Raw genomic sequence first — 22,665 nt, forward strand, 5'->3', positions numbered from 1 at the left:
TTCGCTCTCTTTCAACACAGACCGCCGTTCACGGCGATCACCTGGCGGGTGATGTAGGCCGCCTCTTCGGACATCAGGAAATTCACCGTGCCGGCCACTTCTTCCGGGGTGCCCATGCGCGCAGCCGGTACCATCTTGAGAATCTCCTCGAGCGGTACGTGCTCGTCGAGAATCTCGGTGTCGATCAGCCCAGGGGCCACGCAGTTGACGGTGATCTTGCGTTTGCCCAGCTCGATTGCCAGGGCCTTGGCGGCACCGATGATGCCGGCTTTCGAGGCGCTGTAGTTGACCTGGCCGCGGTTGCCGATCAGCCCGGAAACCGAGGTGATGCAGACGATACGCCCTGGCTTGCGGCGACGCACCATCGGCATCGTCAGTGGGTGCAGCACGTTGTAGAAACCATCCAGATTTGTGCGCAGCACCACATCCCAGTCCTCCTCGCCGAGTGCCGGGAAGGCGCCGTCGCGAGTCAACCCGGCGTTGCACACCACGCCGTAGTAAGCACCATGGCTTTCCACGTCGGTTTCCAGTGCGTTGCGGCAGGTTGCCCGGTCGGCCACGTCGAACTGCAGGATGCGCGCCTTCTGGCCCATGGCCTCGATCTCGCGCTGTACCGCTTCGGCCTCGTCGCGGCGCGAGCGGCAGTGCAGCACAAGGTCGAAACCGGCGCGCGCCAGGCGCAGGGCTATGGCACGGCCGATACCGCGGCTCGATCCGGTGACCAGAATGGTCTCGCTCATTGGGACGGCTCCTGAAGTGGGGGTTCTTGGATATAGGTGGACACGTCACGGGGCTGGAACACGTTGAGCCGCGCTTCGACCAGGATGTCCGGGCCTTCGAGGCGGCATTCGAACACGCACATGCCGTTGTCGTCCTGCAGCGACCGATTGGCGTGGATCAGCAGGGTGCTGCCAGCCGGGAAACGGTCCACGTTGCAGGTGAAGTTGCGGGTGCCGAGTAGAAAACCGAGCTCCACCGGCAGGCCTTGTTCACGGGCGTGGCAGCCGGCGAACGCGGCCACGCTCTGGGCCATCAGCTCGATGCCCACCGCAGCCGGCAGGCTGCCGTCGGCCTGGCTGAACAGGCCGCCAGGGCGTACCACCAGGCGGGTGTCGATATGGTCGGCGCCGAACGCCAGCACCTCGTCGATCAGAATCATGTCGCCAGCGTGGGGCACCAGCTCGGCGACGGGCCAGACACTCACGAAAGGTCTCCCAGGATCAAGGAAATATTGTTGCCGCCAAAGGCGAACGAATTGCTCATCAGATAACGCCGGCCGGGGCTTGGCAACTGTCGGTTGGCGTTTGCGCTGACCAGATCGAGTCGCGGCAGGTGCGGTTCGGCCTGGCCGTCCCAGATGTGCGGCGGCAGGCGATTGGCGGTGTTGTAGGCCGACAGGGTCAGCCAGCAGAAGGCCGCCTCCAGAGCGCCGGCAGCGCCCAGGGTGTGGCCGGTCAGCGGTTTGCTCGACGAACAGGCCACGCCCGCCGGAAACAGCGCCTGCACGGCCAGGCTTTCCATGGCGTCGTTGTGCGTGGTGGCTGTGCCATGCAGGTTGAGGTAACCGATCTGTTCGGCGGCCACCCCGGCGGCGGCCAGTGCCTGGCGCATCGCCTGCTGGGCGCCGAGGCCCTCGGGGTGGGGGGCGGAAATATGGTGGGCGTCGGAGGTGGCGCCGCCGCCGAACAGGCCGATGCCGGGGCCCTGCTCCGCGCGGGTCATCAGGAACAACGCGGCAGCCTCGCCGATATTGATGCCGTGGCGGTTGACCGAGAACGGGTTGCAGCGCTCGTCGGATACCGCCTCCAGGCTGGCGAAGCCGTTCAGGGTCAGTTTGCACAGGCTGTCCACGCCACCGCACAGCACCGCATCGCACACGCCCATGCGCAGCAGGCGCTGGGCGGCGAGCAGGGCGCGGCCGCTGGAGGTGCAAGCCGTGGACTGGCAATAGACCGGGCCGCTGAGGCCCAGCCAGTCAGCCAGGAAATTGGCTGGCGCGGCGATCTCCTGGCGGCTGTAACGGTAGGCGGCCGGCAGCTCGCCGTCATGTACGTACTCGGCGATGTGCTCGCCGGCTTCGGCGATGCCCGAGGTGCTGGTGCCGAGCACCACGGCGATGCGGCTGGCGCCGTAGCGGGCGATAGCGGCGCGGATGTCGCCCTCGATCTCCCGGGCGGCGGCGAGCAGCAGGCGATTGTTGCGGCTGTCGGCGTGCTCGAAGCCGGCGGGGATCTCCGGCAAGGGCGTCTCGACCGCGCCAACGGTCACGCTGCGCTCGGGAATCCAGCCGGCCTGGCGGCGCATGCCGCGGGTGTCGCCGGCGAACAGAGCATCGGCCACCGCCTGCTTGCCCTGGCCGAGGGCGCAGATCACGCCGAGGGCGTCGAGTCGAGCGATCATGGTTGCGTCTCCAGCGGGCGCACGCGGTACTGCTGCGTGGCATTGCTCAGTTCGATGGCCTGCCCGGCGCCATAGCGGATACGCCAGTCAGGGGCCAGCTGGCGCCCCTCGGCGCCTTGTCGCCAGCCTTTATCGGCATAACTGCCGGCCAGTTGAGCGTCCGGGGTGAGGGCGAACAGCAGGGCGGCGAACAACTCGCGGGCCGCGGGGTTGGGTGGCAGCAGGCCGTCATTGTGCCAGGCGCCGCCTGCCAGCGATTGCCGGGCCAGCGGGACGCCAAGGGGGTCGAACAACGACCAGCGCAGGGCCTCGCCCTCGGCCTGGATCACCAGCAGCCAGTCCTGGCCATCGGCGGTGCTGACCTGCAGCGACATCGGCAGCGGCTGCGCCAATTGCGGCGTGGTGGCGGGCAGCGGCGTGCGGGCGGCGCAGGCCGTCAGCAGCAGGATGCAGGCAAGGGTCAGCAGGTGTTTCATGCCGGCTCCAGCGGTTTGCGCACCGCGGCGTTGACCAGGGTCTCGTTGCGCTGGCCGAACGGCTTGGCCTTGCGGATGCCCCAGCGCTCCAGCAAGCCGAAATCCTCCGAGCGACTCCACCACAGGTACGGATAGGAGACGTTGCGCTCGCTGAATTCGAAGCCCTGCTGGCGCAGCATGGCCAGGTATTCAGCGGCGCTCTTCTGCACCTCCATGGGGTGGCGGAACAGCCAGCGGATCACCCAGGTGTCGATGTAGTACTTGGTCGACTCGGCGAACAGCAGCAGGCCGCCGGGCTTGAGCACGCGCCAGAACTCGGCCAGCGCCTGCTCCTGCTCGACCAGATGATGAAAGGTCTGATGGCAGAAGAGCATGTCCACGCTGGCATCGGGCAACTGGATCGCCGCGCAGTCGCTGGCGATCAGTTGCACGTCGAGGCCCAGGCGCTGAGCTTCGGCGCGCGAGCAGTCGAGGCTGTGCGGGTCGGCGTCCAGGCCGATGATCCGCGCCGGCGCGAAGGCACGTTGCAGCAGCGAGAACGACTTGCCCTGGCCGCAGCCGGCATCCAGCACCACCGGTGCGACGGGCAGCGGGCCGTCGATCAGCCCGCGCAGGTCGTCGACGGCCACGCGCAGCACATGGTGCTGCCACACGTGGCTGCGCAGGAACCAGAAACCGAAACCGGTCTCCTCGACGTAGGTGGACGCGGCGCGATCCATCGCAATCTCCTTAGGCACTGGCGCACAACTCGGCAAGCACCCGCAGGCGACGGCGAGGTTCGGCCACATAGGGGTTGCGCGCGTCCCACGCATAACCGGCGAGGATGGAGCTGATCATGGCGCGGATCTCGGGCGAGGCATTGGGGTAGTAGATGACGTCCTGGAAGCTGCCGTCGTACCAGCCCTCGACATACACGCGGAAGGTGTCGACGCCGCGTTTGAGCGGAATCGCGAAGTCTTGTTCCCAATCCACGGTTTCGCCGCTCAGCTGGCGATGCAGCAGGTTGGCGGCCATGCTCGCCGAACGCATGGCGATGGTCACGCCCGAGCTGAATACCGGGTCGAGGAACTCGGCAGCGTTGCCCAGCAGCGCGAAGCCCTTGCCGTGCAGGGCCTTGACGTTGGCCGAGTAGCCCTTGATCTCGCGCACCGGGGTGTCCCACACGGCATTGCCCAGCACCTTGGCCAGGCTTGGCGTTTCGGCGACGAACTGCTTGAGCGCGGCGTCCATGTCCTCGGGGTAGCCGTCGAAGCGCTCGGCCAGGCCGACCACGCCGAGGGAGCAACGGCCATTGCTGAACGGAATGGTCCAGAACCACACGTCGCGCAGGCTGGCGTGGGTGGTGATGAGGATCTTCTCGCGGTCGAAGCCTGGGTGGTCGATGCGGTCTTCGATATGGGTGAACAGCGCCTTGCGCATCGGCAGGTTGGACGGCAGTTCGAGGTCGAGCAGGCGCGGCAGCAAGCGGCCGTAGCCGCTGGCGTCGAGCACGAAGGTGCAGCGCACCTGGTACTCGTGGCCGTCGGTCAGGCGGCGTACCGACAGCAACGGCTGCTCGCCGCTGAAGTCCACGGCGACGATTTCCTCTTCGTAGCGGATGGTCACGCCCTGGCGCTCGGCTTCGTCGGCCAGCACCTTGTCGAAATCGGCGCGCTGCACCTGGTAGGTCGAGCCGAAGCTTTTGGTGAAGGTCTCGCGGAAATCGAAGTCGGTGTAGCGATCACCCCAGGCGAAGGCGGCGCCGTGCTTGGTCTGGAAGCCCGCCGCCCGCACCGCGTCGATCATCCCGGCTTCCTCGACGAAGTCCAGGCAGTGCGACAGCAGGCTCTCGCCGATCGAGAAGCGCGGGAAGCGCTGGCGTTCGAGGATCAGCACCTCGTGGCCCTTGCGCTTGAGGATGGCGGCGGCAATCGCGCCGGCCGGGCCGGCACCGGCTACGACGATCTGATGCTGTTGGACTTCAGGAGACTTCATAGCGGCTCTTTGCCTCGAGTTTGGTTGATCTGCGCAGGGTCGCCGGCAGCAAGGTGCACAGCAGCCCCATGAGCATCAGGGCGAAATACAGTTGGGTGCTGATGATCTGCTGATGTAGCAGCAGGTTGAGAAAGACGATCTCCGTCAGGCCGCGAGTATTGAGCAGAATGCTCTCGCGCCATTTGCTCTGGCTCAGCTCCAGGCCACCTGCCGCCCACGAAAGCCCCAGCCAGCTACCGGCGAGTTTGCTGATCGCTGGCAATGCAAGCAGCGCGATGAATTGCGTGGCAGTGAAACCGAAGTCTGCGGCCAGGCCGTGCCAGTCGATCTGCAGCAGGCCGTAGGCAAGAATCAGCGGCACGGCGAGCCAGGTCTGCAGCGCCGTGAAGGCCTTGGCCGGCAGCGGCAAGCGCAGCGGTAAACGCAGAGCGGCAGCCAGCAGCAGGTAGGCGATACCGAACACCAGCACGTTGTAGCCCAGTTGCTGGAGGAGCAGCAGCAGGCCAAGAAACAGACTGCCGTTGAGCACGGCGTGGCGCAGACCGAGCAAGCGCAGCACCAGCGGGCTGGCCGCTGCCAGCAGCGGCCACAGCAGGCTGCTGGGGTCGCGGCTGCCCTGGGCGAGGGCGAAGATCGACCAGCACAGCAAGTCCATGAGAATCGCCGCCTGCATCAGCGTGCGGGTGCGCGCAGCGGGGTAGGCGAGATCCTGCAGATACAGAAACAGCACCGGAATCGCCGTCAGCGCGAACAGCAGGCCGATGGCGATGGATGTCAGGCTGTCCAGCGGTGGCAGCAGCCACAGCGCGCAGACCAGGCCGCAGAAGAACGGTACGAAGAAGCTCGGCAGGGCGATCTTCAGGCTGGCCGCCTGTAGGTCGAGGTCGATCACGTCGCTGAGAATATGCGCCAGCAGCAGGCTGAAGGCGATGCCATAGAGCGGCTTGAGCCAAGCCGGGGCGAGCAGTTGCTCGGCGCCGACGCCCAGCGGCGTGCTCCAGTACAGCAGCAACGGCAGGGCGAAGGTACCCAGCAGCAATTGACTGACGATGGCGATCAGACCCAGGCGTTTGCCCAACCAGGTGGTCAGGGCGAACAGGCCGATCAGCGCGAGCCAGCAAAGGGCGATCGTCATCCCTTCACCTCATGCTGTTGCGTGCCGGCCCACGGCGAGAGCAGGAAGCAGAACATCAGGCCCAGGCTGATGGCCAGGCCGAAGTTGGCGATGGCGGGCGTCTGGCTGATCAGCAGCAGGCCGAACGACAGCCAGCTGGAGACCGCCGATAGCAGCGTGCCGAGTAGGCTGACCGCCGGCCCGCCGATGTTCTCGCGCATCAGGATGGCGTAATCGACGCCGATGGCGGTGATCAGCAGCAAACCGAACAGGCTGAACAGCGTCAGCGGCTGTCCCAGCCAACCCAGGCAGGCCAAAGCCGCCAGCGCAGCCAGCAGCGGCAGGCAGACCACCCGCAAGGCGCCGCCGAGGCCGAACGGAATGCACAACAGCAGCACGATGGCCAGGCAGGAGATCAGCTTGAGTTCGGCGGCGCTGACCTGGGTGGCGGCGAACAGGCCGTTCAGCTCGCCCAGACGGTCGACCAGTTGCACACCGTCCAGGCCATCGGCGGCGCCTTGCAGCACGGCGCTGTCGGTCTGCCCCTGCAGGCTGACGATGGCGGCCACACCCTGTTCGTCACGGCCCAGCCACAGCGCCCGCCAGGGCTCGGCCAGCGGGCTCGCCAGGGCCTGCTCCAGGCTTGCCTGAGGTTGTGCCAGTAATTGCTGCAGCTCGGCCTGTAAGGTTTCGGCGGGAATGCCCAGCGCCAGGAGCGGCTGCCAGTGGGCGGGCAGCGCACGCAGCGCTTCGCGGGATGCCTGCAATTGGTCGGCGGGGGCGAGCAGTTGATTAAGAGACAGGTAGCTGCGCAGTTGGCCGCTGCTGGCGAGCGCGTCGAGCCGCGCGCCGAGCGTCTGCTGGCGCTGCAGCAACTGTGCTTCGTCGTTGGCGCGCACCAGGAAGAACTGGCTGGTGGGCTGCTGCCCGGTGAGTTCGACGATGCGTTGCGACTGGGCGAACAGCGCGGGGTCCTTGCCCAGCCACTGACGCAGGTCGTTCTGGCTGTGCAACTGCCAGATGCCGGCGGCGCAGAACGCCAGGAACAGCGCCAGCAGCCAGTAGGTGCCGCTGCCCTGGCGCAGGCGACCGTGCCAGCTGATCGCCTGGGTCGCGACGGCCAGCAGGCGTGGCGCCGGGCGCAGGCGCATGCCGTTCAGCCAGGCAGGCAACAGGCACACGGAGCACAGGTAGGCGCCGATCAGTCCGGCTGCGGAGAACGCGGCGATCTGGGTGAGCGCCGGAAACGGCGTGAAAGCCAGCGCCAGGTAGCCGATCAGGTTGGTGCCCAGGCTCAGGCTCAGGCCCGGCAGGGTGCTGCGTAGCGCGCTCCAGCTGCGCCATTCGGCGTGGCCCCAGCTCTTGCTCAGGTAGTGCAGCGGGTAGTCGGCGGCCACCCCGATCAGGCTGGCGCCGAGCACCAGGGTCAGGGCGTTGATCTGCCCGAAGATCAGCACGCAGGCGGCGCAACCGGCCACCAGCGCCACGCCGATGGGCAGCAGGCTGAGCAGCACCCGCGGGCGGCGGAAGCCGATCAGCAACAGCAACAGGGTGCCGAGGCTGGCCGCGCCGCCGATCAGGGTCATCTCGCTCATGGCCTTGTTCTGGCCGGCGGCGGCATACAGCGCGCCGCCAGTGGCGAGCAGCTGGCCGCCATCGGCCTCGACGGTCTGGCGGGCCGCGTCGATGCCCTGGGCGATGACCAGTGGCGCCTGCATGTCGAAGGCGTCGCCACGGCTGCGCAGGTGCAGCACGGCCCAGCTCATGCCGGGCTCGTTGACCAGCAAGGTGCCGCTGGCCAGGTCCGGCTGCACCCGGCCGCCGAAATTGAGTGCCTGCTGGGCGCGGGCGCCCAGGCCGAGCCAGTCCTGCTCCGGCGGCAGCAGGCTGAACGAGGCGAAGGGGTCGAACAGCGCTGCGGCGCGTTGCTCGATGAAGGCGTCCGGTCGCTCGATCAGCAACTGGCGGTCGACGGCAGGCAGCAGGTTCAGGCGGCTTTCGCGCAGGTGCTGGCGCAGGGCATCGAGGTCGCTGTCGAGCTGCCAGCGCACTTGCTCGAAATGGCCGCTGGCCTGCCATTGGCGACCCAGTTCGGCCGCCAGGGCAACCGCGCGCTCGCGCTGCGGGTGGCCGACCAGCACCAGCAGGTCGTGCTGAATCGGCTCCTGCATGCGTGCCTCGGCCTGTTGCAGGCGTGCGTCGCCGGCGCCGCTGGGCAGCAGGGCGAGCATGCTGGCCGCTACCGGCGGGCCGTTGCGCCATTGCCAGGCGGTCAGCGCCAATAGCGCCACCAGCAGCACGGCGAACAGCCGCGGCAGGCTGCGTTCGATCAGGGTGTGCTCAGCGCGCAAAATCGCTGCGCTCCTGTTCGCTCAGGGCGTCGCCGGCAATGCTGGCGGGCATGCGCAGCAAGGTGCGGTCACCCTGGGTTTCGTGCAGTTCGATGCGCTCGACCAGTTCGCCACCGCCGATGTCGATACGGCTGAACACCTGCTTGAGCAGCAGCGAGGTCGGCGTCAGGGTCAGGGTCCAGGCCTTGGCGTCGCCACTGAGCTGCAGCTCGAAATTGCGCGCCAGGCCGCTGTGGTTGCCCTTGAGCACGTCGAGAAACAGCTTGCTCTGCTGGGCCGCCACGTCACGCCCGGGTTGCATCTGCCAACCGTCGGCGGTGCGCTTGGCGATGCCGTTGGCGTCGATGCGGTAATCCTGCTTGAGCGGTTTTTCCAGCTTCCACAACAGGCCGGCGTCGGCGGCCAGCACGAAGGTGCCGCTGCTGGTCAGCGGTTGCGGCAGGGCGCGCAGGTGCTTTTCCTGCACGAACGGGCCGCGCACCACGGGGTGTTGCGACAGTTGCTGGCTCAGTTGATCCAGGGTCAGTGGTTCGGCCTGGCTGTTCAACGCGGTGAGCAGCAGGCCGAATAGTAGGTAGAAACGCGCCAGGGCTTTCATCCAATCACCCGCTGCACGGCATCGATGAAGACCTTGGGCGAGGCCAGCTGCATTTCGCGGCTGGCGATCTCCACCGCGACCTGCACGCTGCTGCCGCGGGTCATGCGTTCGCCGGTGGCGGTGTCGCTGATCAGGTAGTGGATCTTCAGGCGGTTCTCCCATTCCACCAGATCGGCGCACACGCTGATGCGCTGGCCGAAGGTGGCACCGCGGATGTAACGCAATTGCAGGTCGATCACTGGCCAGGCGTAGCCGCTGTCGCGCATCTGCGGGTAGCCGTGGTCGAGCTTGTCGAGCAGGGCGCAGCGGGCCTGCTCGAAGTATTTGACGTAGTGGCCGTGCCAGACGATTTCCATCATGTCCACGTCGAAGAACGGCACGAGGATTTCCACCTCGGCCTGCAGAACGCCTTTAGCGCGCATGGAGAGCGTCCTCGAGAGCGATGGCTATCTCTGTGGGAGCGGCACGAAGCGAATTACGCATACAGGCTCCAGTGCTGTGCACGGATACGTTGCAGGCACAGGCGCAGTTCGCCTTCCAGGGCGCGATCCTCGATCAGCGGCGCGAAGTCCTCGCTCAGCTGCCCGTGCATATCGGCCAGGGCCGCGGGCAGTACGGTGGCTTCGGCGCGCTGGCGCAGCCAGACGCCCTGGTTGGCGGCGATCAGTGTGGCGGCCGCGACCTGCTCGGCCAGCTCCAGGCTGCGCAGGGCGTCGCGAGCGGCGATGGTGCCCATGCTCACCTTGTCCTGGTTGTGGCATTCGGTGGAGCGCGAGAACACGCTGGCCGGCAGTGTGTTCTTCAGGGCTTCGGCAGTCCAGGCGCTGGCGCCGATCTGCACGGCCTTGAAGCCGTGGTTGATCATCGCGGTTTCCACGGGGGCGCCGGACAGGTTGCTCGGCAGGCCGTGGTTGTAGCGGGTGTCGACCAGCAGGGCGAGTTGGCGGTCGAGCAGGTCGGCGAGGTTGCCGATGAGGTTCTTCAGGCTGTCCATGGCGAAGGCGATATGCCCGCCGTAGAAGTGCCCGCCGTGCAGGACGCGTTCCTCATCGGGGTCGATGAGCGGGTTGTCGTTGGCGCTGTTCAGTTCGTTCTCGATGAACTGGCGCAGCAGCCCCAGGCTGTCGGCCAGCACGCCGAGCACGTGGGGCGCGCAGCGGATCGAGTAGCGATCCTGCAGGCGATGCAGCGGCGCGGTCGGAGCGTCGATGGCCAGGTCCTGACGGATCCACGCGGCGACTTGGTTCTGGCCCGGGTGCGGCTTGGCGGCGAACAGGCGCTCGTCGAAGTGCTCCGGGTTGCCCTGCAGGGCGATCACGTTCAGCGCGGTGATGCGCGTGGCCAGCTTGAGCAGGTAATCGGCACGGGAATAGGCCTGGCAGGCCAGGGCGGTCATCACCGCGGTGCCGTTCATCAGCGCCAGGGCTTCCTTGGGGCGCAGCACCAGCGGCGTCCAGCCCAGTTCGGCGTGTACGTCAGCGGCGCTGCGGCGCTCGCCGCGATACATGACTTCACGCTCGCCACACAGGGTCGCGGCGATGTAGGACAGCGGCGTCAGGTCGCCGCTGGCGCCCACCGAACCTTCTTCCGGGATCAGCGGCAGCACATCGAATTCGATGAATGCCTGCAGGCGCTCGAGCAGTTCCAGGCGCACGCCGGACATGCCCTGGCACAGCGACTGCAAACGCGCGGCCAGTACCGCGCGGGTGGCCGGCGCGTCGAGCAGCTTGCCCAGGCCGCAGCCATGGAAAGTGTACAGATGGCGCGGCAAGGCCTCGACCTGATGCAGCGGCACGGCCACCACGCAGGAGTCGCCGTAGCCGGTGGTGATGCCGTAGATCATGCCTTCACGGTCTAGCAGGCTGTCGACGAAACGCGCACCGCGGGCGATGCGGTCGCGCCATGCGGGGCTCTCGTCCAGCGCGCCGCGCGCGGTGCGCTGGGCCAGGCTGACGATCTGTTCGAGACGCAGTGGCTGCGCGCCGAAGGTCACGGTTTCAGGCTGCTGTGTTGTCATGGTCGTTCCAGAACGGATAGAAGTTGAACCACTGCTGCGGGGCTTGCAGGCAGCGTCCGGCTAGGTGATCGGCATAGCGTTGCGCCCAACCCTGGATCACCGCTTCGCGCTCGCTGCGTTTCCAGCGCACGGCATCGGTGAAGGGTTGCAGCATGACCTGATAGCGGCCGTCGATCTTCAGGCAGTCGATCAGGTTGACCGGGCATTGCAGCAGCCCGGCCAGTAACCAGGGGCCTTGGGGCAGGGGCGCCGAGTGGCCGAGAAAATTCACGTCGACGGTGCGTTCACCGTGGAGCGGCACGCGGTCGCCGGCGATCGCCAGCCACTCACCGCGCTCCAGATATTCGGCCAGGCGCATCATCACTGCCGGGTCCAGCTCGCTGACCTGAATCAGCCGCAGGTTGTTGGCGCCACTTTCCTTGAGCAGGCGATTGAACTGCTCGGCATGACGGGTATGCACCAGCACGTTCATGCGCACCTGGGCGCTCAACTCGGCCAGGGCGCGGCACACTTCGAGATTGCCGAGGTGGGCGCCGACCAGCAGTTGCCCGCGGGTGCCGCTCATCTGCCCGTGCAGGCCGTGTGGGTCGATTAGGTCGACGTCGCTCAGGTGCAGGCGGCCGCTCCACACGTCGAGCTTGTCGAGCAGGCTGTCGGCAAAGGCCATGAACTGGGCGAACACCGAGCGGCGGGTCGGGCGCAGCCCAGGCCGCCCGCTCCAGCTCGCCAGGTTCTGCTGGTACTGGCCGATGGCACGCCGCGCCTTGGCGCCGAACAGAAAGAAGTAGGCGACGATCAGGTACAGCAACGGGCTCAGCGCCCGGCGGCCCAGGTAACGGGATGCCAGGGCGGTGAATTTCATCGCCGCGAAGCTGCCACGCTCGCGCTGGCCGGCCCAGTGCCTGCTCTGATCCATCAGCGCCACCGCCGGTAGAGCAGCACGGGCGCACGGCAGAGCATGCCGAAGAACAGTCTGGCGTGCATTTTCGAGATCAGCACGTTGTCCTGCCAGAGCCGGAAGTGCGAGACGCCGTCCTCAGGGTAGTGCACCCGGGTCGGCAGCCAACGCATCGGTTGCCCGCGCCATGACAGGCGCACGAGGATCTCCGAGTCGAAATCCATGCGCTTGCCCAGTTTCGCCGAGTCGATCAGCGCCACGCTGGCGGCCAGTGGGTAGACCCGAAAGCCGCACATGGAGTCGCGAATCTCCAGCGACAGGCTGTTGATCCACACCCACACGTGGGTCAGGTAGCGGGCGTACAAGCGGCCTTTGGGGACGCTGGCGTCGTACTGCGGGTAGCCGCAGACGATGGCGTCGGGGTGGGCGCGGGATTCGTCGAGAAAGGCGTGTACCGACTGCAGATCGTGCTGGCCGTCGGCGTCCACCTGCAGGGCATGGGTGAAACCCAGGCGCTGGGCTTCACGCAGGCCGGCCATCACCGCGCCGCCCTTGCCCTGGTTCTCCGCCAGGCGCAGCAGGTGGGTGTCGGTCTCGCCGGCCAGGCGGTCGATCACCGCGGCGCAACTCGGGCCGGAGGCGTCGTCGACCAGCAGGCATGGCAAGCCGGCGGCCAGTAAGCTGGCGACCACGCCGGGCAGCGGCCCTTCGTGGTTGTACACCGGGATCAGCGCACAGGGGCGGTGTTGCGCGGTAGTCATGGCGCCGCCTTGAGCAGGATGCGCCCGGACGAGCAGTTGGCTTCGCCGCTGCGGAAGGTGAAGTACAGTTTGTCGCGTTCGGCATCGAAGCGCAGGGTCAGTTGCAGGCGGTCGCCGGGGCGCACCAACTGCTGGAACTTGAGCACTTCCATGCCGCCGAACAGCGGCGGCAGTTCGGTAATCAGCTCGCGAGCCAGTTGCTGGGCCCAGTCGATCTGCACCACACCGGGCAGCACGGGAGTGCCGGGAAAGTGCCCGCTGAAGTGGGCCAGATCCAGCGGCACGTCCAGCTCCAGATGCCACTCGCCGTTTTCTTCACGGGCGCTGGCCGGCTCTACGCGGGTCGGGCGGGCGGCTGCCAGCAGCTCATTGACCTGTGCCTGGCCGAGCTTGCCCTGGCTGCTGTACGGCAGATGCGCCATCAAGCGCCAGCGGCGTGGCAGGGCGATGGCTTCGCAGTGGCCGGCCAGGTGACGGCGCAGGCCTTCGGTGAGGTGGCGGCGGCCCTGGTTGCGCAGTACGTGCAAGCCTTCGGGTGACAGGGCCACCAGAGCGCCGAGAAAGGCGCGGCCCTGCTGCAGCACGCCCAGGCGCGCCTCGCTGACCCAGTTGTGCTGGGCCAGGGCCTGTTCGAGCAGGGGCAGGGAGATACGTTTTTCTTCGAGTTTGACGATACGGTCCAGACGCGCGCCGAGGGTGAAGCGCCCGTCAGCGTCGATCTGCACAGCGTCGGCCATCTGCTCCCAGTGCCCGAGCGGTAGATAGGGCGAACTCAGGCGCAGAGCGCCTTCTTCGTTGACGTCGAGCTGCACATCGGCGAACGGCTGCCAGTGCTCACCGCCCTGGCGCCAGGCGATGCCGCCAGTTTCCGAGCTGCCATAGATTTCCGTCGGCCACTGGCCCAGGCGCTGCTGTACCGAGGCGGCGGCCTCGGCCGGCAGTGCGCCGCCGGAGGAAAACACCTGGCGCACGCGGCTCAGTGCCGGCCAGTCCAGGTTGTCGCCCATGCGCTTGAGCAGCGCCGGGCTGGTGATCCAGGCGAAGGCCGGGTAGGGCAGGCTGGCCAGTTGCAGGTCTTCAGGGAACGGCAGTGCTTTGGGCAGAAATACCCGTCCGGCGCACAGTGGCCAAAGCACGCGGAACAGCAGGCCGTAGATGTGCTGGGCAGCCACGCTGCCGATGATCAGCGCATCGCCGAGGCGCTCGCCCCACAGCGCTTCCAGCGCCTGCACTTCGTTGGCCAGTTGGCCGAGGCTCTTGTCGATCAGCTTGGGTTCACCGCTGGAGCCGGAGGTGCACAGGGTCAGGCGACAGCGCTCGCGATCCAGCGCTCTGGCCTCGCGCGGCGTTGCGATCATCGAATCGTCGAGCTGCTCGACCCACAGGTCGACCTGGGCGCCCAGGCGCTGGCGGGTCTGCGGCTGCGCATCGGCGGGCAGCAGCACGTGGATGTCGGCTTGCCAGGCGGCGAACAGGGCGATGGCCAGCTCGGAAGCATCCTGCAGGTGCAGGGCGACGCGCTGCACGCCGGCCGCCTGCCAGTGAGCGGCCAGGCTCAGGGCGCGCAGGCAGAGCTCGGCATGGTCGAACTCGGGCGTCACCTGGCGGCTGGCATCGGGGGCCAGCAGCAGGTCTTCGAGGTTCAGCCAGCTCATGCGGTTCTCCTTACACGTTGACGTACCAACCATTCGCCGGCGAATAGCAGGCCCATCAGGAGGTAGGAAATCAGCCCGGTGTACAGCGTCCACCAGGACAGCGGTGCCCACACGTTCAGCGCCACCACCAGCAAGCCGTTGGTGAGCATGAACGCGGCCCACACTTCGGTGACGCGGCGGGTATAACGCACCGCCACCGGTGGCAGCTCGGGTTCGCGCAGGCGGGCCAGGCGCTCGGCCATCGGCATGCCGATCTTCAGGCTGCTGGCGAACAGCAGGCCGAGCAGCACGCTGACCAGCACCGGATACCAGCGCAGCAGTGCCGGCTCATCGGCCAGTACCAGCAACAGGCAGAACACCAGCACCGCACCGGTCATGCGCCGGCTGTTGCGGTCACCCGAGTTGCTGAGCAACCGCGCCAGCCACAGGCCGCCGAGCAGGGCGGCGAATAGCGTTGGCGACAGGTGGCCGGCGCCGAAATACACGGCGAACGGGTAGGCCACGCTGACCAGCGCGACCAGCAGGCCGAGCAGACGGCTCATAGCGGTTGCGCGTTGACCATCTGATACACCGCCTCGACCACGTCGCCGACGGTGCGCACCGATTTGAACGCTTCGGCGGCAATCTTCTTGCCGGTCTGGCGCTTGATGTGATCGATCAGGTCGACGGCGTCGATGCTGTCGATTTCCAGGTCTTCGTACAGGTTGGCGTCCAGGCTGATGCGCTCGGGGCTCAGTTCGAACAGCTCCACCAGGGCGTCGCGCAAGGTGTCGAAGATTTCCTCACGGGTTTGCATGCTCATCGTCCTCAGGCTGCCTGGCGGCTGGCAACGAAGGCTGCCAGGCTGGCCACGTTGGCGAAATGGGTGCGGGTGTCCTTGGCTTCGGCGTCGATCTTGATGCCGAAACGCTTCTGGATGGCCAGGCCGAGCTCCAGGGCATCGACCGAGTCCAGGCCCAGGCCTTCACCGAACAGGGTCATGTCGTCGTCGATGTCCTGCGCGGTGACGTCCTCGAGGCCGAGGGAGTCGATGATCAGGTTTTTGATCTCAAGCTGTAGAGCGCTCATCTTTGGCGAGCTCCTGTATGAAATGCTGATGCAGATGATCGTTGAGTTTGCGCGACGCGACCGGCGCCGCGCCCATGGCGGCGAAGTGCGCCGGGTCGATGTCTTCGCCGACGCGCAGGCGGATGTGGAAGCGCCGCGCGGGAATGCGGTACCAGGGCTCGGCCTTGGTCAGAGTGGTGGGCGATACGCTGATTACCACTGGAGTGATGATTCGCGCGCCGCGCAGGGCGATGGCCGCGGCGCCACGGTGAAACTCCGGTGCATGGCCGGGCGTGGTGCGCGTGCCTTCCGGGAAGATCACCAGGGTCTGGCCCTGCTGCAGTGCGCCGGCGGCTTCGTCGAGCATGTCCATGCTGCCGCTGTTGCTGATGTAGCCGGCCGAACGGATCGGCCCGCGCATGCAGGGGTTGTCCCACAGGCTTTGCTTGACCACGCAGTTGGTGTCGCGGGTGAAGGCGATGGTCACCACCACATCGATCAGCGAGGGATGGTTGGCGATGATCATCTGCCCCGGGCGGCCCAGGCGCTCGGCACCCTCGACCTCATAGGTGAGCACGCCGCTGCGATACATGAATTCGACGAAGGTGCGAAAGGTCAGGCTGACCACGCGCCGTGCGCGGCGCTGGTGGGCGGCGGCATCGCCAGGCAGCAGCGACAGCACCGGGAACACCAGAATGCGCAGCAGCACGCCGCCGATGCCGAACAGCGTGAAGCTGGCCGCCGTGGCGATCAGCCGCCACCAGTAGGGCGGGCTGTAGGGTTTCACAGGCTTTTGCGTGACCAGGTCCATTGGCGCTCTTTCCAGGTGTGTTGGAGGGCTGCGCTGTGCAGGCACAGGCCCTGGATCAGGCTCAGCGGGTGCGGCCAGGCGCTGCGCGAGCCTGGCGCGTTGTTCAGCTCCAAACTCCAGTCGTCACCGGGCTTGAGCAGCAGAGCCAGCGCATAGGGGAACGGCACGTCATCGATGAACGGCGCGTAGGGCTCTGGCTGGGCTTCCTCGCCGATCACCAGCAGCACGGCCGGCGCACCCTCGTCCAGAAAGCTCAGGGCCTCGAGCATGGCCATTTCCAGGCCGTCGCCTTCGCCGGCCAGAGCGGTCATCTCGCTAGTGTCGCCACGCATGATCGACCATTGGCCGATGATCGCGTTGTGCACGGAAAGGCTGAACTGTGTCGGCGACAGCGGTTCTTTAACTGCAAGGTCCTTTAGGATCGCCAGGTTGCGCGGCGTTTCGCCATGCCGCGAAACGAACACGAGGGGCAGCGCCGAGTGGCCTTCGGCCAATGGCCAGGCAACCTGGAACACCATGCGTGCCAGGCGGCTCAGACGGCGGCGTTGCAGGGCAGGCAGAAAGCCGACGTCGGGCTGCTGTCCGCCATCGGGCAGGCGTTCGGGCGCCTTGCTCCAGGCGAGCCAGTCATCCGTACTGTCCAGGCCAGGAGCCCAGGCACGCCATTGATCTATCCTGAAATGCATTTCTAGATGAAACTCTGCTTGGCCCGCCGGGCATTTCCTTGTCTGTACGACTGTCCTGTGCGACAAGAGCCTTGTCGATGGGGGAGCGATGCTGCGCGGGCATTATCCGGGGGATGGCAAGACCCCGCAAACATTAAGTAGCGATTTTCTGATGGATGACGCGTTTCGCTTGTCACGTATGACTGTCACGAGGTTTTGCCTAGTATCAATGTACTAGTGGAGAAGGGAGATTCGAATGAGGCGCGTGGTATTCAACCAGAAAGGTGGCGTGGGCAAATCCAGCATTGCCTGCAATCTCGCTGCGGTCAGTGCATCGCAAGGGTACCGAACGCTGCTGGTCGATCTCGATGCTCAGGCCAATTCATCCCATTACCTGACCGGGCTGACGGGTGATGACATTCCCATGGGCATCGCCGATTTCTTCAAGCAGACGCTGTCCAGCGGGCCGTTCGCCAAGAAGGGCAAGGTGGATATCTACGAGACGCCCTTCGAGAACCTGCACGTAATCACCGCCACGCCCGAGCTGGCCGAGCTGCAACCCAAGCTCGAGCAGAAACACAAGATCAACAAGCTACGCAAACTGCTCGAGGAATTGTCCGAGGACTATGAGCAGATCTACCTGGATACGCCGCCTGCGCTGAATTTCTATACGGTATCTGCATTGATCGCAGCTGATCGCGTACTGATTCCCTTCGATTGCGACACCTTTTCGCGCAATGCCCTGTACGGTCTGCTGCGCGAGATCGACGAGTTGAAGGAAGACCACAACGAAGCGCTGCAGGTCGAGGGCATCGTGGTCAATCAGTTCCAGCCCCGCGCCTCGCTGCCGCAGCAACTGCTCGACGAGCTGGTGGGCGAAGGCCTGCCGGTGCTGCCGGTGAACCTGATGAGTTCGGTGAAGATGCGCGAATCCCACCAGGCCTGCATGCCGCTGATCTACCTCGACCCGCGCCACAAGCTGACCCAACAGTACGTCGAGTTGCACAACCTGCTGCAGCGCAGCTGATCCAAGCATCCCTGGGTATCGCTGCGCTCAACCGCAGGCTAGGGCCTTATCCCTTCCGTAGCCCGGTGTTGAGCGCAGCGATACCCGGGTTCGTGACTAGCGCACCACGAACACGTCGCACGGCGCCTTGTGCAGGAAGTGCTGGGCCAGGCTGCCGAGTAGCGCCTGGCTCAGCGCGCCGCGACCATGGCTGCCAAGTACCAGCAGGTCGCTGCAGCGGGCCCTGAGCTGCTCCTGCAGGCAGCGCAGGATGCCGCCCTGATGCACGGCGTGGCTGATCGTCGGGCCGGCCGCCGGCAGTTTCTGCGCTTCGTCCGTCAACAGTTGGTCGATCAGTGCCTGCTGAATCTGCAACTGGTTGTCGACCTGTTCGCGGCTGCCCTTGTCCGGCTCGAACACGTGAACGGCGTGCAGCTCGGCGCTTTGCGGGAGTAGCTCGTGGGCGCCGGCCAGGGCGCTGCAGGCGCACAGCGAGAAGTCTATGGCCGCCACCGCCTGCCGATAGGGGCCTGAACTCGGGTGGGCGACCAGTAACAGTGGCACTGGGCAGTTGCGGGCAATGCGATCCAGGCTGGTGCCGGAAAAGAACTCGTGGCGTTCCAGATGCCCGCCCAGCACCAGCAGGTCGTAGTCGCTTTCCTGCAAATGCTGCAGCACCACTTCCGAAGGCTTGCCACTGCGCAAGTGCAGGGCGCTGCCCGGTGGCGCGTATTGGCTGATGCTGGCGTCCAGCACCTGTCGCGACTGGTCGTGGGCCTGCTCGCTCGCGGCGGGGTCGAGTACGTGCAACACGCTCAGACGCGCGCCGTGCTGCTGCGCCAGTTGCGCCGCCCGGCGCAACGCCAGGTCGGCCGTGCCCCGCAGGTCATGGGCGATCAGAATGTGCTTGAACATGGCGCCTCCTGCCGTGTTGTTACCGGGCTTTACGCCACGATCATCCTTCCTTGGATTAGTCGGCTTTTTGACCGGTGGCAAGGTCAGGTGTCAGCCGGCTCGCTGCGGCTCACTCAAACGCCCTGGGCGTTCAGCCAGGCGAGCAGTTGCGGCAGGGGCAGGGCGCCGCTTTGCCTGGCGACTTCCCGGCCGTCGCGAAACAGGATCAGGCTGGGAATCGAGCGGATGCCCAGCTGCGCAGACAACTGCGGATTGGCTTCGCTGTCCAGCTTGCCCAGGCGGCAGCGGGTACGCAGTTCGCCAGCCGCCTGGGTGAAGGTCGGCGCGAAGCTGCGGCACGGGCCGCACCAAGCGGCCCAGACATCGACCAGCAGCGGCAGGTCGCCCTTGAGCTGGCTGGCGAAGTTGCCCTGGTCGAGTTCGAACGGTGCGCCCGGCAAAACCTCGGTTTTGCAGTGGCCGCAGCGCGGTGCTTCGCCCAGGCGCGCCACGGGAATGCGGTTGAGGCTGCTGCAACTGGGGCAGGGGATGATCGCTGAGTCACTCATGACGGGCTCCGAATGCAAGGATGTCGGCCCGAAGCCTATGGACTATGGCGCGCCATCGCAAGGTACGCACAATGGCGGACGGTGCCGGCGTTTTTGCCGGGCGGGGGTTATGATGAGTCGTTTGCGGCGGCCCGGGAGGCGAGCATGAAGGCGGTGAAAAGAGGGCTGCGCCTGGGCGGCCTGGTGGTGGCGGTGATCGCGCTGACGTTCTTCGGTCTGCGTATCTACGACGCCCACAACAAACCGGATCTAGGCGCCTGGCACACCTTCGTGCCGCGGGAGCTGAGCGCCGACGAGCTCGATGCCGCCAGCTGGCAGGATTATCTACTCGCCGAACAGGCCCTGTTCGCAGCACTACCCGGCAATGTCTACCAGCGCCTGGACGATGCCGAGCGAGTGCCGGACAACCGCTATTTCGCCGACAGCCCGCTCAACGCCTCGCGTTTCGAGTGGGACTGGAACCGTTCCTACGTGCTCGAGCCCGAGGGCAAGCCCAAAGGTGCTGCGGTGATGTTGCACGGGCTGACCGACTCGCCCTACAGTCTGCGGCACATCGCCCGGCTGTATCGCGATGCCGGTTTCGTGGTGGTCGGGCTGCGCCTGCCCGGGCATGGCACCACGCCCGGGGCGCTGACCCGCGTGACCTGGCAGGACTGGCTCGCTGCGACCCGCCTGGCAGTACGCGAAGCGGCACGACTGACCGCGCCGGGCGACGAGTTGCAACTGGTCGGCTATTCGGCCGGAGGCGGCCTGGCGCTCAAGTACGCCCTCGATGCCCTGGGCAACGAGGAGCTGGCCCGCCCGACACGCCTGACGCTGATTTCGCCGATGATCGGTGTGGCCGGCTACGCCCGTTTCGCCGGGCTGGCCGGCTTGCCGGCGGTGTTCCCGGCATTCGCCAAGGCGGCCTGGCTGGATGTGCTGCCCGAGTACAACCCATTCAAATACAACTCCTTCGCCCTCAATGCGGCGCGGCAGTCGTACCTGTTCACCGCCGCGCTGCAGGAACAGATCGCCGTGCTCGCCGGGCGCAATGCCCTGAGCGAGCTGGCGCCGGTGCTCACTTTCCAGTCGCTGGTCGATTACACCGTGAGCACCCCGGCCGTGGTCGATTCTCTGTATGCACAGCTGCCAGCCAACGGCAGCGAGCTGGTGCTGTTCGACCTCAACCGTTTCGTCGATTTCGGGCCGCTGCTGGGCGCCCATGCCAAGTCGCCAGAGGACCTGCTGCCGGCTGCGCCGCGGCGCTATCGCACCACGCTGATCGGCAATGTGTCACCCGACACCCTGGATGCTGCCGCGCGGACCCTCGAGGCTGGCGCCACCGAGGAGCAGCTCAGGCCCATCGGCCTGGCCTTCCCGCGTGAGGTGTTCTCGCTGTCACACGTCGCCCTGCCATTTCCGCTGAGCGATTCGCTGTATGGGCTGCAGCCTGACGAGCCGGAGGATTACGGCGTGCACCTCGGCGCGCTGTCGGTGCGTGGCGAGCGCGGTGTGCTGCTGGTGAGCATGGAGGCGCTGCAGCGGGTGACCTCGAACCCGTTCTATCCCTACATGATCGAGCGGCTGCGCGAGCATGGGGGATTGCGGGCGTATTAGCTGATTTATGGAGAAATGCGCTCCCACAATTACAGCGTTAACCTCGTCTCCCGCATTCAGCCATTTATCTGTGTCCTAGAGCGGGGTATCAGGCGTTCGGCTGCTCCTCGGCCGCATCACCCTTGTCCTTCTTTTCCTTGACCACGAAATAGAACTCTTCGCCGTGCTTCACCGCGCCGTAGAGCACGGCCTTTTCGATCAGCTCGCTGCCGCGCAGGTCGCGCAGCATCATCGGGTCCTTGCGCAGGTCGCGGTACAGGGCGATGCAGAGCAGGGCCATCACCACCACGAAGGGCAGCGCCACCACGATGGTCAGGTTCTGCAGGCCGGTGAGGGCCGCGCCCGGATCGCTCGGGTCGCCGATGGCCAGCATGATCGCGGCCACCGCGCCGGTCAGCGCACCCCAGAAGATCATGGTGCCGCGCGAGGGCTCGGTGGTGCCGTGTTCGGACAGCGTGCCCATCACCAGCGACGCCGCGTCGGCGCCGGAGACGAAGAAGATGCCCACCAGGATCATCACCAGCACCGAGCTGATGGAGATGAACGGGTAGCTTTCCAGCAGCTCGTACAGGGCTATGTTGCTGTCTACCGCGCCGTTGGTCAGGGTGAACACGCCTTCGCGCAGCGCGTCGATGCCGGCGCCGCCGAAGATCACGAACCACACCAGGCTGACCAGGCTCGGCACCAGCAGCACGCCGGTTACGAACTGGCGAATGGTGCGGCCGCGGCTGATGCGGGCGATGAACATGCCCACGAACGGCGTCCAGGAAATCCACCAGGCCCAGTAGAACACGGTCCAGCTGGACAGCCAGCTGTCCATGCTGTCGCCGCCGCTGGCGTTGGTGCGCGCCATCATTTCCGGAAGCATGTTGATGTAGTCGCCCAGGGAGGTCGGCAGCAGGTTGAGCATCAGCAGGGTCGGGCCGGCGACGAACACGAAAGCGGCCAGCAGCAGGGCCAGCACCATGTTGGTGTTGGACAGCCACTGGATGCCCTTGTCGATGCCCGACACCGCCGAAGCCACGAAGGCGACGGTCAGCAGGGTGATCAGGCCGATGTAGAACAGCTTGCCGGGTTCCTCGACCCAGCCGTTGTACTCCAGCCCACCGGCGATCTGCAGGGCACCAAGGCCCAGCGAAGCGGCCGAGCCGAACAGCGTGGCGAAGATCGCCATCATGTCGATGGCGCGGCCGATCGGGCCGTTGGCGTGCTCGCCCATCAGCGGCCTGAAGGCTGCCGAGATCAGCTGCGAGCGGCCGCGGCGAAAGGTGCCGTAGGCGATCGCCAGGCCGACGATGGCGTACATCGCCCAGGGATGCAGGCTCCAGTGGAACAGCGTGGTCGCCATGGCCACCTGCATGGCGGCGTTGGTCTGCGCCTCGGCGGTGCCCGGCGGCGGGCTGACGTAATGGGACAGCGGCTCGGCCACGCCAAAGAACATCAGGCCGATGCCCATGCCGGCGCTGAACATCATGGCGATCCATGAGGTGGTGCGAAATTCCGGCTCTTCGCCGTCTTTGCCGAGGGGGATCTTGCCGTAGCGACTGGCCGCCAGCCACAGTACGAAGACCACGAAGATGGTCGAGGTGAGCACGAAGAACCAGCCGAAATTGACGATGACCCAGCTCTGCGCCGTGGCGGCGCTCTTCGCCAGGCTGGCCTGGTTGAGAAAGCCCCAGGCCACGAAGGCCAGGGCCAGCAGGCTGGTGAAACCGAACACGATCCAGTCCAGCTTGCCTTCCAGGTAACGGTCTCGCCTGGCTTCCTCCGTCTGTGACGGGTCGGTGATACCAAGCTCCGGTGTTTCATCGCCTTGGGTTGCCATGGCTG

The 22,665-nt window shown here is 66.3% G+C and carries 24 protein-coding genes; 2 read left to right on the forward strand and 22 right to left on the reverse strand.

Annotation, left to right across the window (positions count from 1 at the left end; genetic code table 11):
* Positions 1-11 precede the first annotated feature (11 nt).
* Genes fabG through BVH06_RS23850 form a run of 19 tightly spaced genes read right to left on the reverse strand, consistent with a single transcriptional unit; the run spans position 12 to position 16,788 of the window.
* Positions 12-740, reverse strand: coding sequence for a 3-oxoacyl-ACP reductase FabG (gene fabG, locus BVH06_RS23760; protein WP_075928609.1), 729 nt, complete (start codon positions 738-740; stop codon positions 12-14).
* Positions 737-1,204 carry a hotdog family protein gene (locus tag BVH06_RS23765; RefSeq protein ID WP_139315717.1) on the reverse strand — a complete coding sequence of 156 codons (468 nt, stop codon included), beginning with the start codon at positions 1,202-1,204 and terminating at the stop codon, positions 737-739. The genes fabG and BVH06_RS23765 overlap by 4 nt, the downstream gene beginning before the upstream one ends.
* Positions 1,201-2,400 carry a beta-ketoacyl-[acyl-carrier-protein] synthase family protein gene (locus BVH06_RS23770; protein ID WP_075935682.1) on the reverse strand — a complete coding sequence of 400 codons (1,200 nt, stop codon included), beginning with the start codon at positions 2,398-2,400 and terminating at the stop codon, positions 1,201-1,203. The genes BVH06_RS23765 and BVH06_RS23770 overlap by 4 nt, the downstream gene beginning before the upstream one ends.
* Positions 2,397-2,876, reverse strand: a complete 480-nt coding sequence (locus tag BVH06_RS23775; RefSeq protein ID WP_075928611.1) for a DUF3261 domain-containing protein — start codon at positions 2,874-2,876, stop codon at positions 2,397-2,399. Before BVH06_RS23775 ends, BVH06_RS23770 begins: the two co-directional genes overlap by 4 nt.
* Complete coding sequence (locus BVH06_RS23780; protein WP_075928612.1) at positions 2,873-3,595, reverse strand: class I SAM-dependent methyltransferase; 723 nt, start codon at positions 3,593-3,595, stop codon at positions 2,873-2,875. Before BVH06_RS23780 ends, BVH06_RS23775 begins: the two co-directional genes overlap by 4 nt.
* A gap of 10 nt (positions 3,596-3,605) precedes the next feature.
* Positions 3,606-4,850: an NAD(P)/FAD-dependent oxidoreductase gene (locus BVH06_RS23785; RefSeq protein WP_075935683.1), complete on the reverse strand. Its 1,245-nt coding sequence runs from the start codon at positions 4,848-4,850 to the stop codon at positions 3,606-3,608.
* Entirely contained in the window at positions 4,837-5,985 is a 1,149-nt protein-coding gene (locus tag BVH06_RS23790; protein ID WP_075928614.1) for a sodium:proton antiporter, read from the reverse strand. The genes BVH06_RS23785 and BVH06_RS23790 overlap by 14 nt, the downstream gene beginning before the upstream one ends.
* Complete coding sequence (locus BVH06_RS23795) at positions 5,982-8,315, reverse strand: MMPL family transporter (RefSeq protein WP_075935684.1); 2,334 nt, start codon at positions 8,313-8,315, stop codon at positions 5,982-5,984. Before BVH06_RS23795 ends, BVH06_RS23790 begins: the two co-directional genes overlap by 4 nt.
* Positions 8,305-8,913, reverse strand: a complete 609-nt coding sequence (locus BVH06_RS23800) for an outer membrane lipoprotein carrier protein LolA (RefSeq protein ID WP_075935685.1) — start codon at positions 8,911-8,913, stop codon at positions 8,305-8,307. Before BVH06_RS23800 ends, BVH06_RS23795 begins: the two co-directional genes overlap by 11 nt.
* Positions 8,910-9,335, reverse strand: a complete 426-nt coding sequence (locus tag BVH06_RS23805; protein ID WP_075928617.1) for a thioesterase family protein — start codon at positions 9,333-9,335, stop codon at positions 8,910-8,912. Before BVH06_RS23805 ends, BVH06_RS23800 begins: the two co-directional genes overlap by 4 nt.
* A gap of 53 nt (positions 9,336-9,388) precedes the next feature.
* Positions 9,389-10,930, reverse strand: a complete 1,542-nt coding sequence (gene hutH, locus BVH06_RS23810) for a histidine ammonia-lyase (protein WP_075928618.1) — start codon at positions 10,928-10,930, stop codon at positions 9,389-9,391.
* On the reverse strand, positions 10,911-11,846 hold the full coding sequence (locus BVH06_RS23815; protein WP_075928619.1) for a glycosyl transferase: 936 nt from the start codon (positions 11,844-11,846) through the stop codon (positions 10,911-10,913). The genes hutH and BVH06_RS23815 overlap by 20 nt, the downstream gene beginning before the upstream one ends.
* Positions 11,846-12,589 (reverse strand): glycosyltransferase family 2 protein, encoded by a 744-nt coding sequence (locus tag BVH06_RS23820; protein ID WP_075935686.1) that lies wholly within the window; start codon positions 12,587-12,589, stop codon positions 11,846-11,848. The genes BVH06_RS23815 and BVH06_RS23820 overlap by 1 nt, the downstream gene beginning before the upstream one ends.
* A complete protein-coding gene (locus BVH06_RS23825) occupies positions 12,586-14,244 on the reverse strand; it encodes an acyl-CoA synthetase family protein (protein ID WP_075935687.1) in 1,659 nt (552 codons plus the stop codon). The genes BVH06_RS23820 and BVH06_RS23825 overlap by 4 nt, the downstream gene beginning before the upstream one ends.
* Positions 14,241-14,786 (reverse strand): hypothetical protein, encoded by a 546-nt coding sequence (locus BVH06_RS23830; protein ID WP_075935688.1) that lies wholly within the window; start codon positions 14,784-14,786, stop codon positions 14,241-14,243. The genes BVH06_RS23825 and BVH06_RS23830 overlap by 4 nt, the downstream gene beginning before the upstream one ends.
* Positions 14,783-15,040, reverse strand: coding sequence for an acyl carrier protein (locus BVH06_RS23835; protein ID WP_075929110.1), 258 nt, complete (start codon positions 15,038-15,040; stop codon positions 14,783-14,785). Before BVH06_RS23835 ends, BVH06_RS23830 begins: the two co-directional genes overlap by 4 nt.
* Before the next feature lie 11 nt (positions 15,041-15,051).
* Positions 15,052-15,312, reverse strand: a complete 261-nt coding sequence (locus tag BVH06_RS23840; protein ID WP_075928623.1) for a phosphopantetheine-binding protein — start codon at positions 15,310-15,312, stop codon at positions 15,052-15,054.
* Entirely contained in the window at positions 15,293-16,102 is an 810-nt protein-coding gene (locus tag BVH06_RS23845; RefSeq protein ID WP_177345404.1) for a 1-acyl-sn-glycerol-3-phosphate acyltransferase, read from the reverse strand. Before BVH06_RS23845 ends, BVH06_RS23840 begins: the two co-directional genes overlap by 20 nt.
* Positions 16,075-16,788: a beta-ketoacyl synthase chain length factor gene (locus BVH06_RS23850; protein ID WP_075928624.1), complete on the reverse strand. Its 714-nt coding sequence runs from the start codon at positions 16,786-16,788 to the stop codon at positions 16,075-16,077. Before BVH06_RS23850 ends, BVH06_RS23845 begins: the two co-directional genes overlap by 28 nt.
* Positions 16,789-17,023: 235 nt before the next feature.
* Between BVH06_RS23850 and BVH06_RS23855 the strand changes: the two genes are divergently transcribed.
* Positions 17,024-17,794 carry a ParA family protein gene (locus BVH06_RS23855; RefSeq protein WP_075935689.1) on the forward strand — a complete coding sequence of 257 codons (771 nt, stop codon included), beginning with the start codon at positions 17,024-17,026 and terminating at the stop codon, positions 17,792-17,794.
* A gap of 96 nt (positions 17,795-17,890) precedes the next feature.
* Here BVH06_RS23855 and BVH06_RS23860 read toward each other — a convergent pair whose 3' ends face one another.
* Both BVH06_RS23860 and trxC read right to left on the reverse strand, forming a co-directional pair.
* Entirely contained in the window at positions 17,891-18,688 is a 798-nt protein-coding gene (locus BVH06_RS23860; RefSeq protein ID WP_075935690.1) for a universal stress protein, read from the reverse strand.
* Between the two features lie 113 nt (positions 18,689-18,801).
* Positions 18,802-19,236, reverse strand: a complete 435-nt coding sequence (trxC, locus tag BVH06_RS23865) for a thioredoxin TrxC (RefSeq protein WP_075935691.1) — start codon at positions 19,234-19,236, stop codon at positions 18,802-18,804.
* 144 nt (positions 19,237-19,380) lie between these two features.
* Here trxC and BVH06_RS23870 point away from each other — a divergent pair, with 144 nt between their 5' ends.
* Positions 19,381-20,835 carry a carboxylesterase gene (locus BVH06_RS23870; RefSeq protein ID WP_075935692.1) on the forward strand — a complete coding sequence of 485 codons (1,455 nt, stop codon included), beginning with the start codon at positions 19,381-19,383 and terminating at the stop codon, positions 20,833-20,835.
* Positions 20,836-20,923: 88 nt separating this feature from the next.
* Here BVH06_RS23870 and BVH06_RS23875 read toward each other — a convergent pair whose 3' ends face one another.
* Positions 20,924-22,660, reverse strand: coding sequence for a BCCT family transporter (locus BVH06_RS23875; protein ID WP_075935693.1), 1,737 nt, complete (start codon positions 22,658-22,660; stop codon positions 20,924-20,926).
* Between the last annotated feature and the right edge of the window lie 5 nt (positions 22,661-22,665).

Origin of the sequence: Pseudomonas sp. PA27(2017) (assembly GCF_001945445.1) — a bacterium.
Taxonomy (GTDB): Bacteria; Pseudomonadota; Gammaproteobacteria; order Pseudomonadales; family Pseudomonadaceae; genus Aquipseudomonas.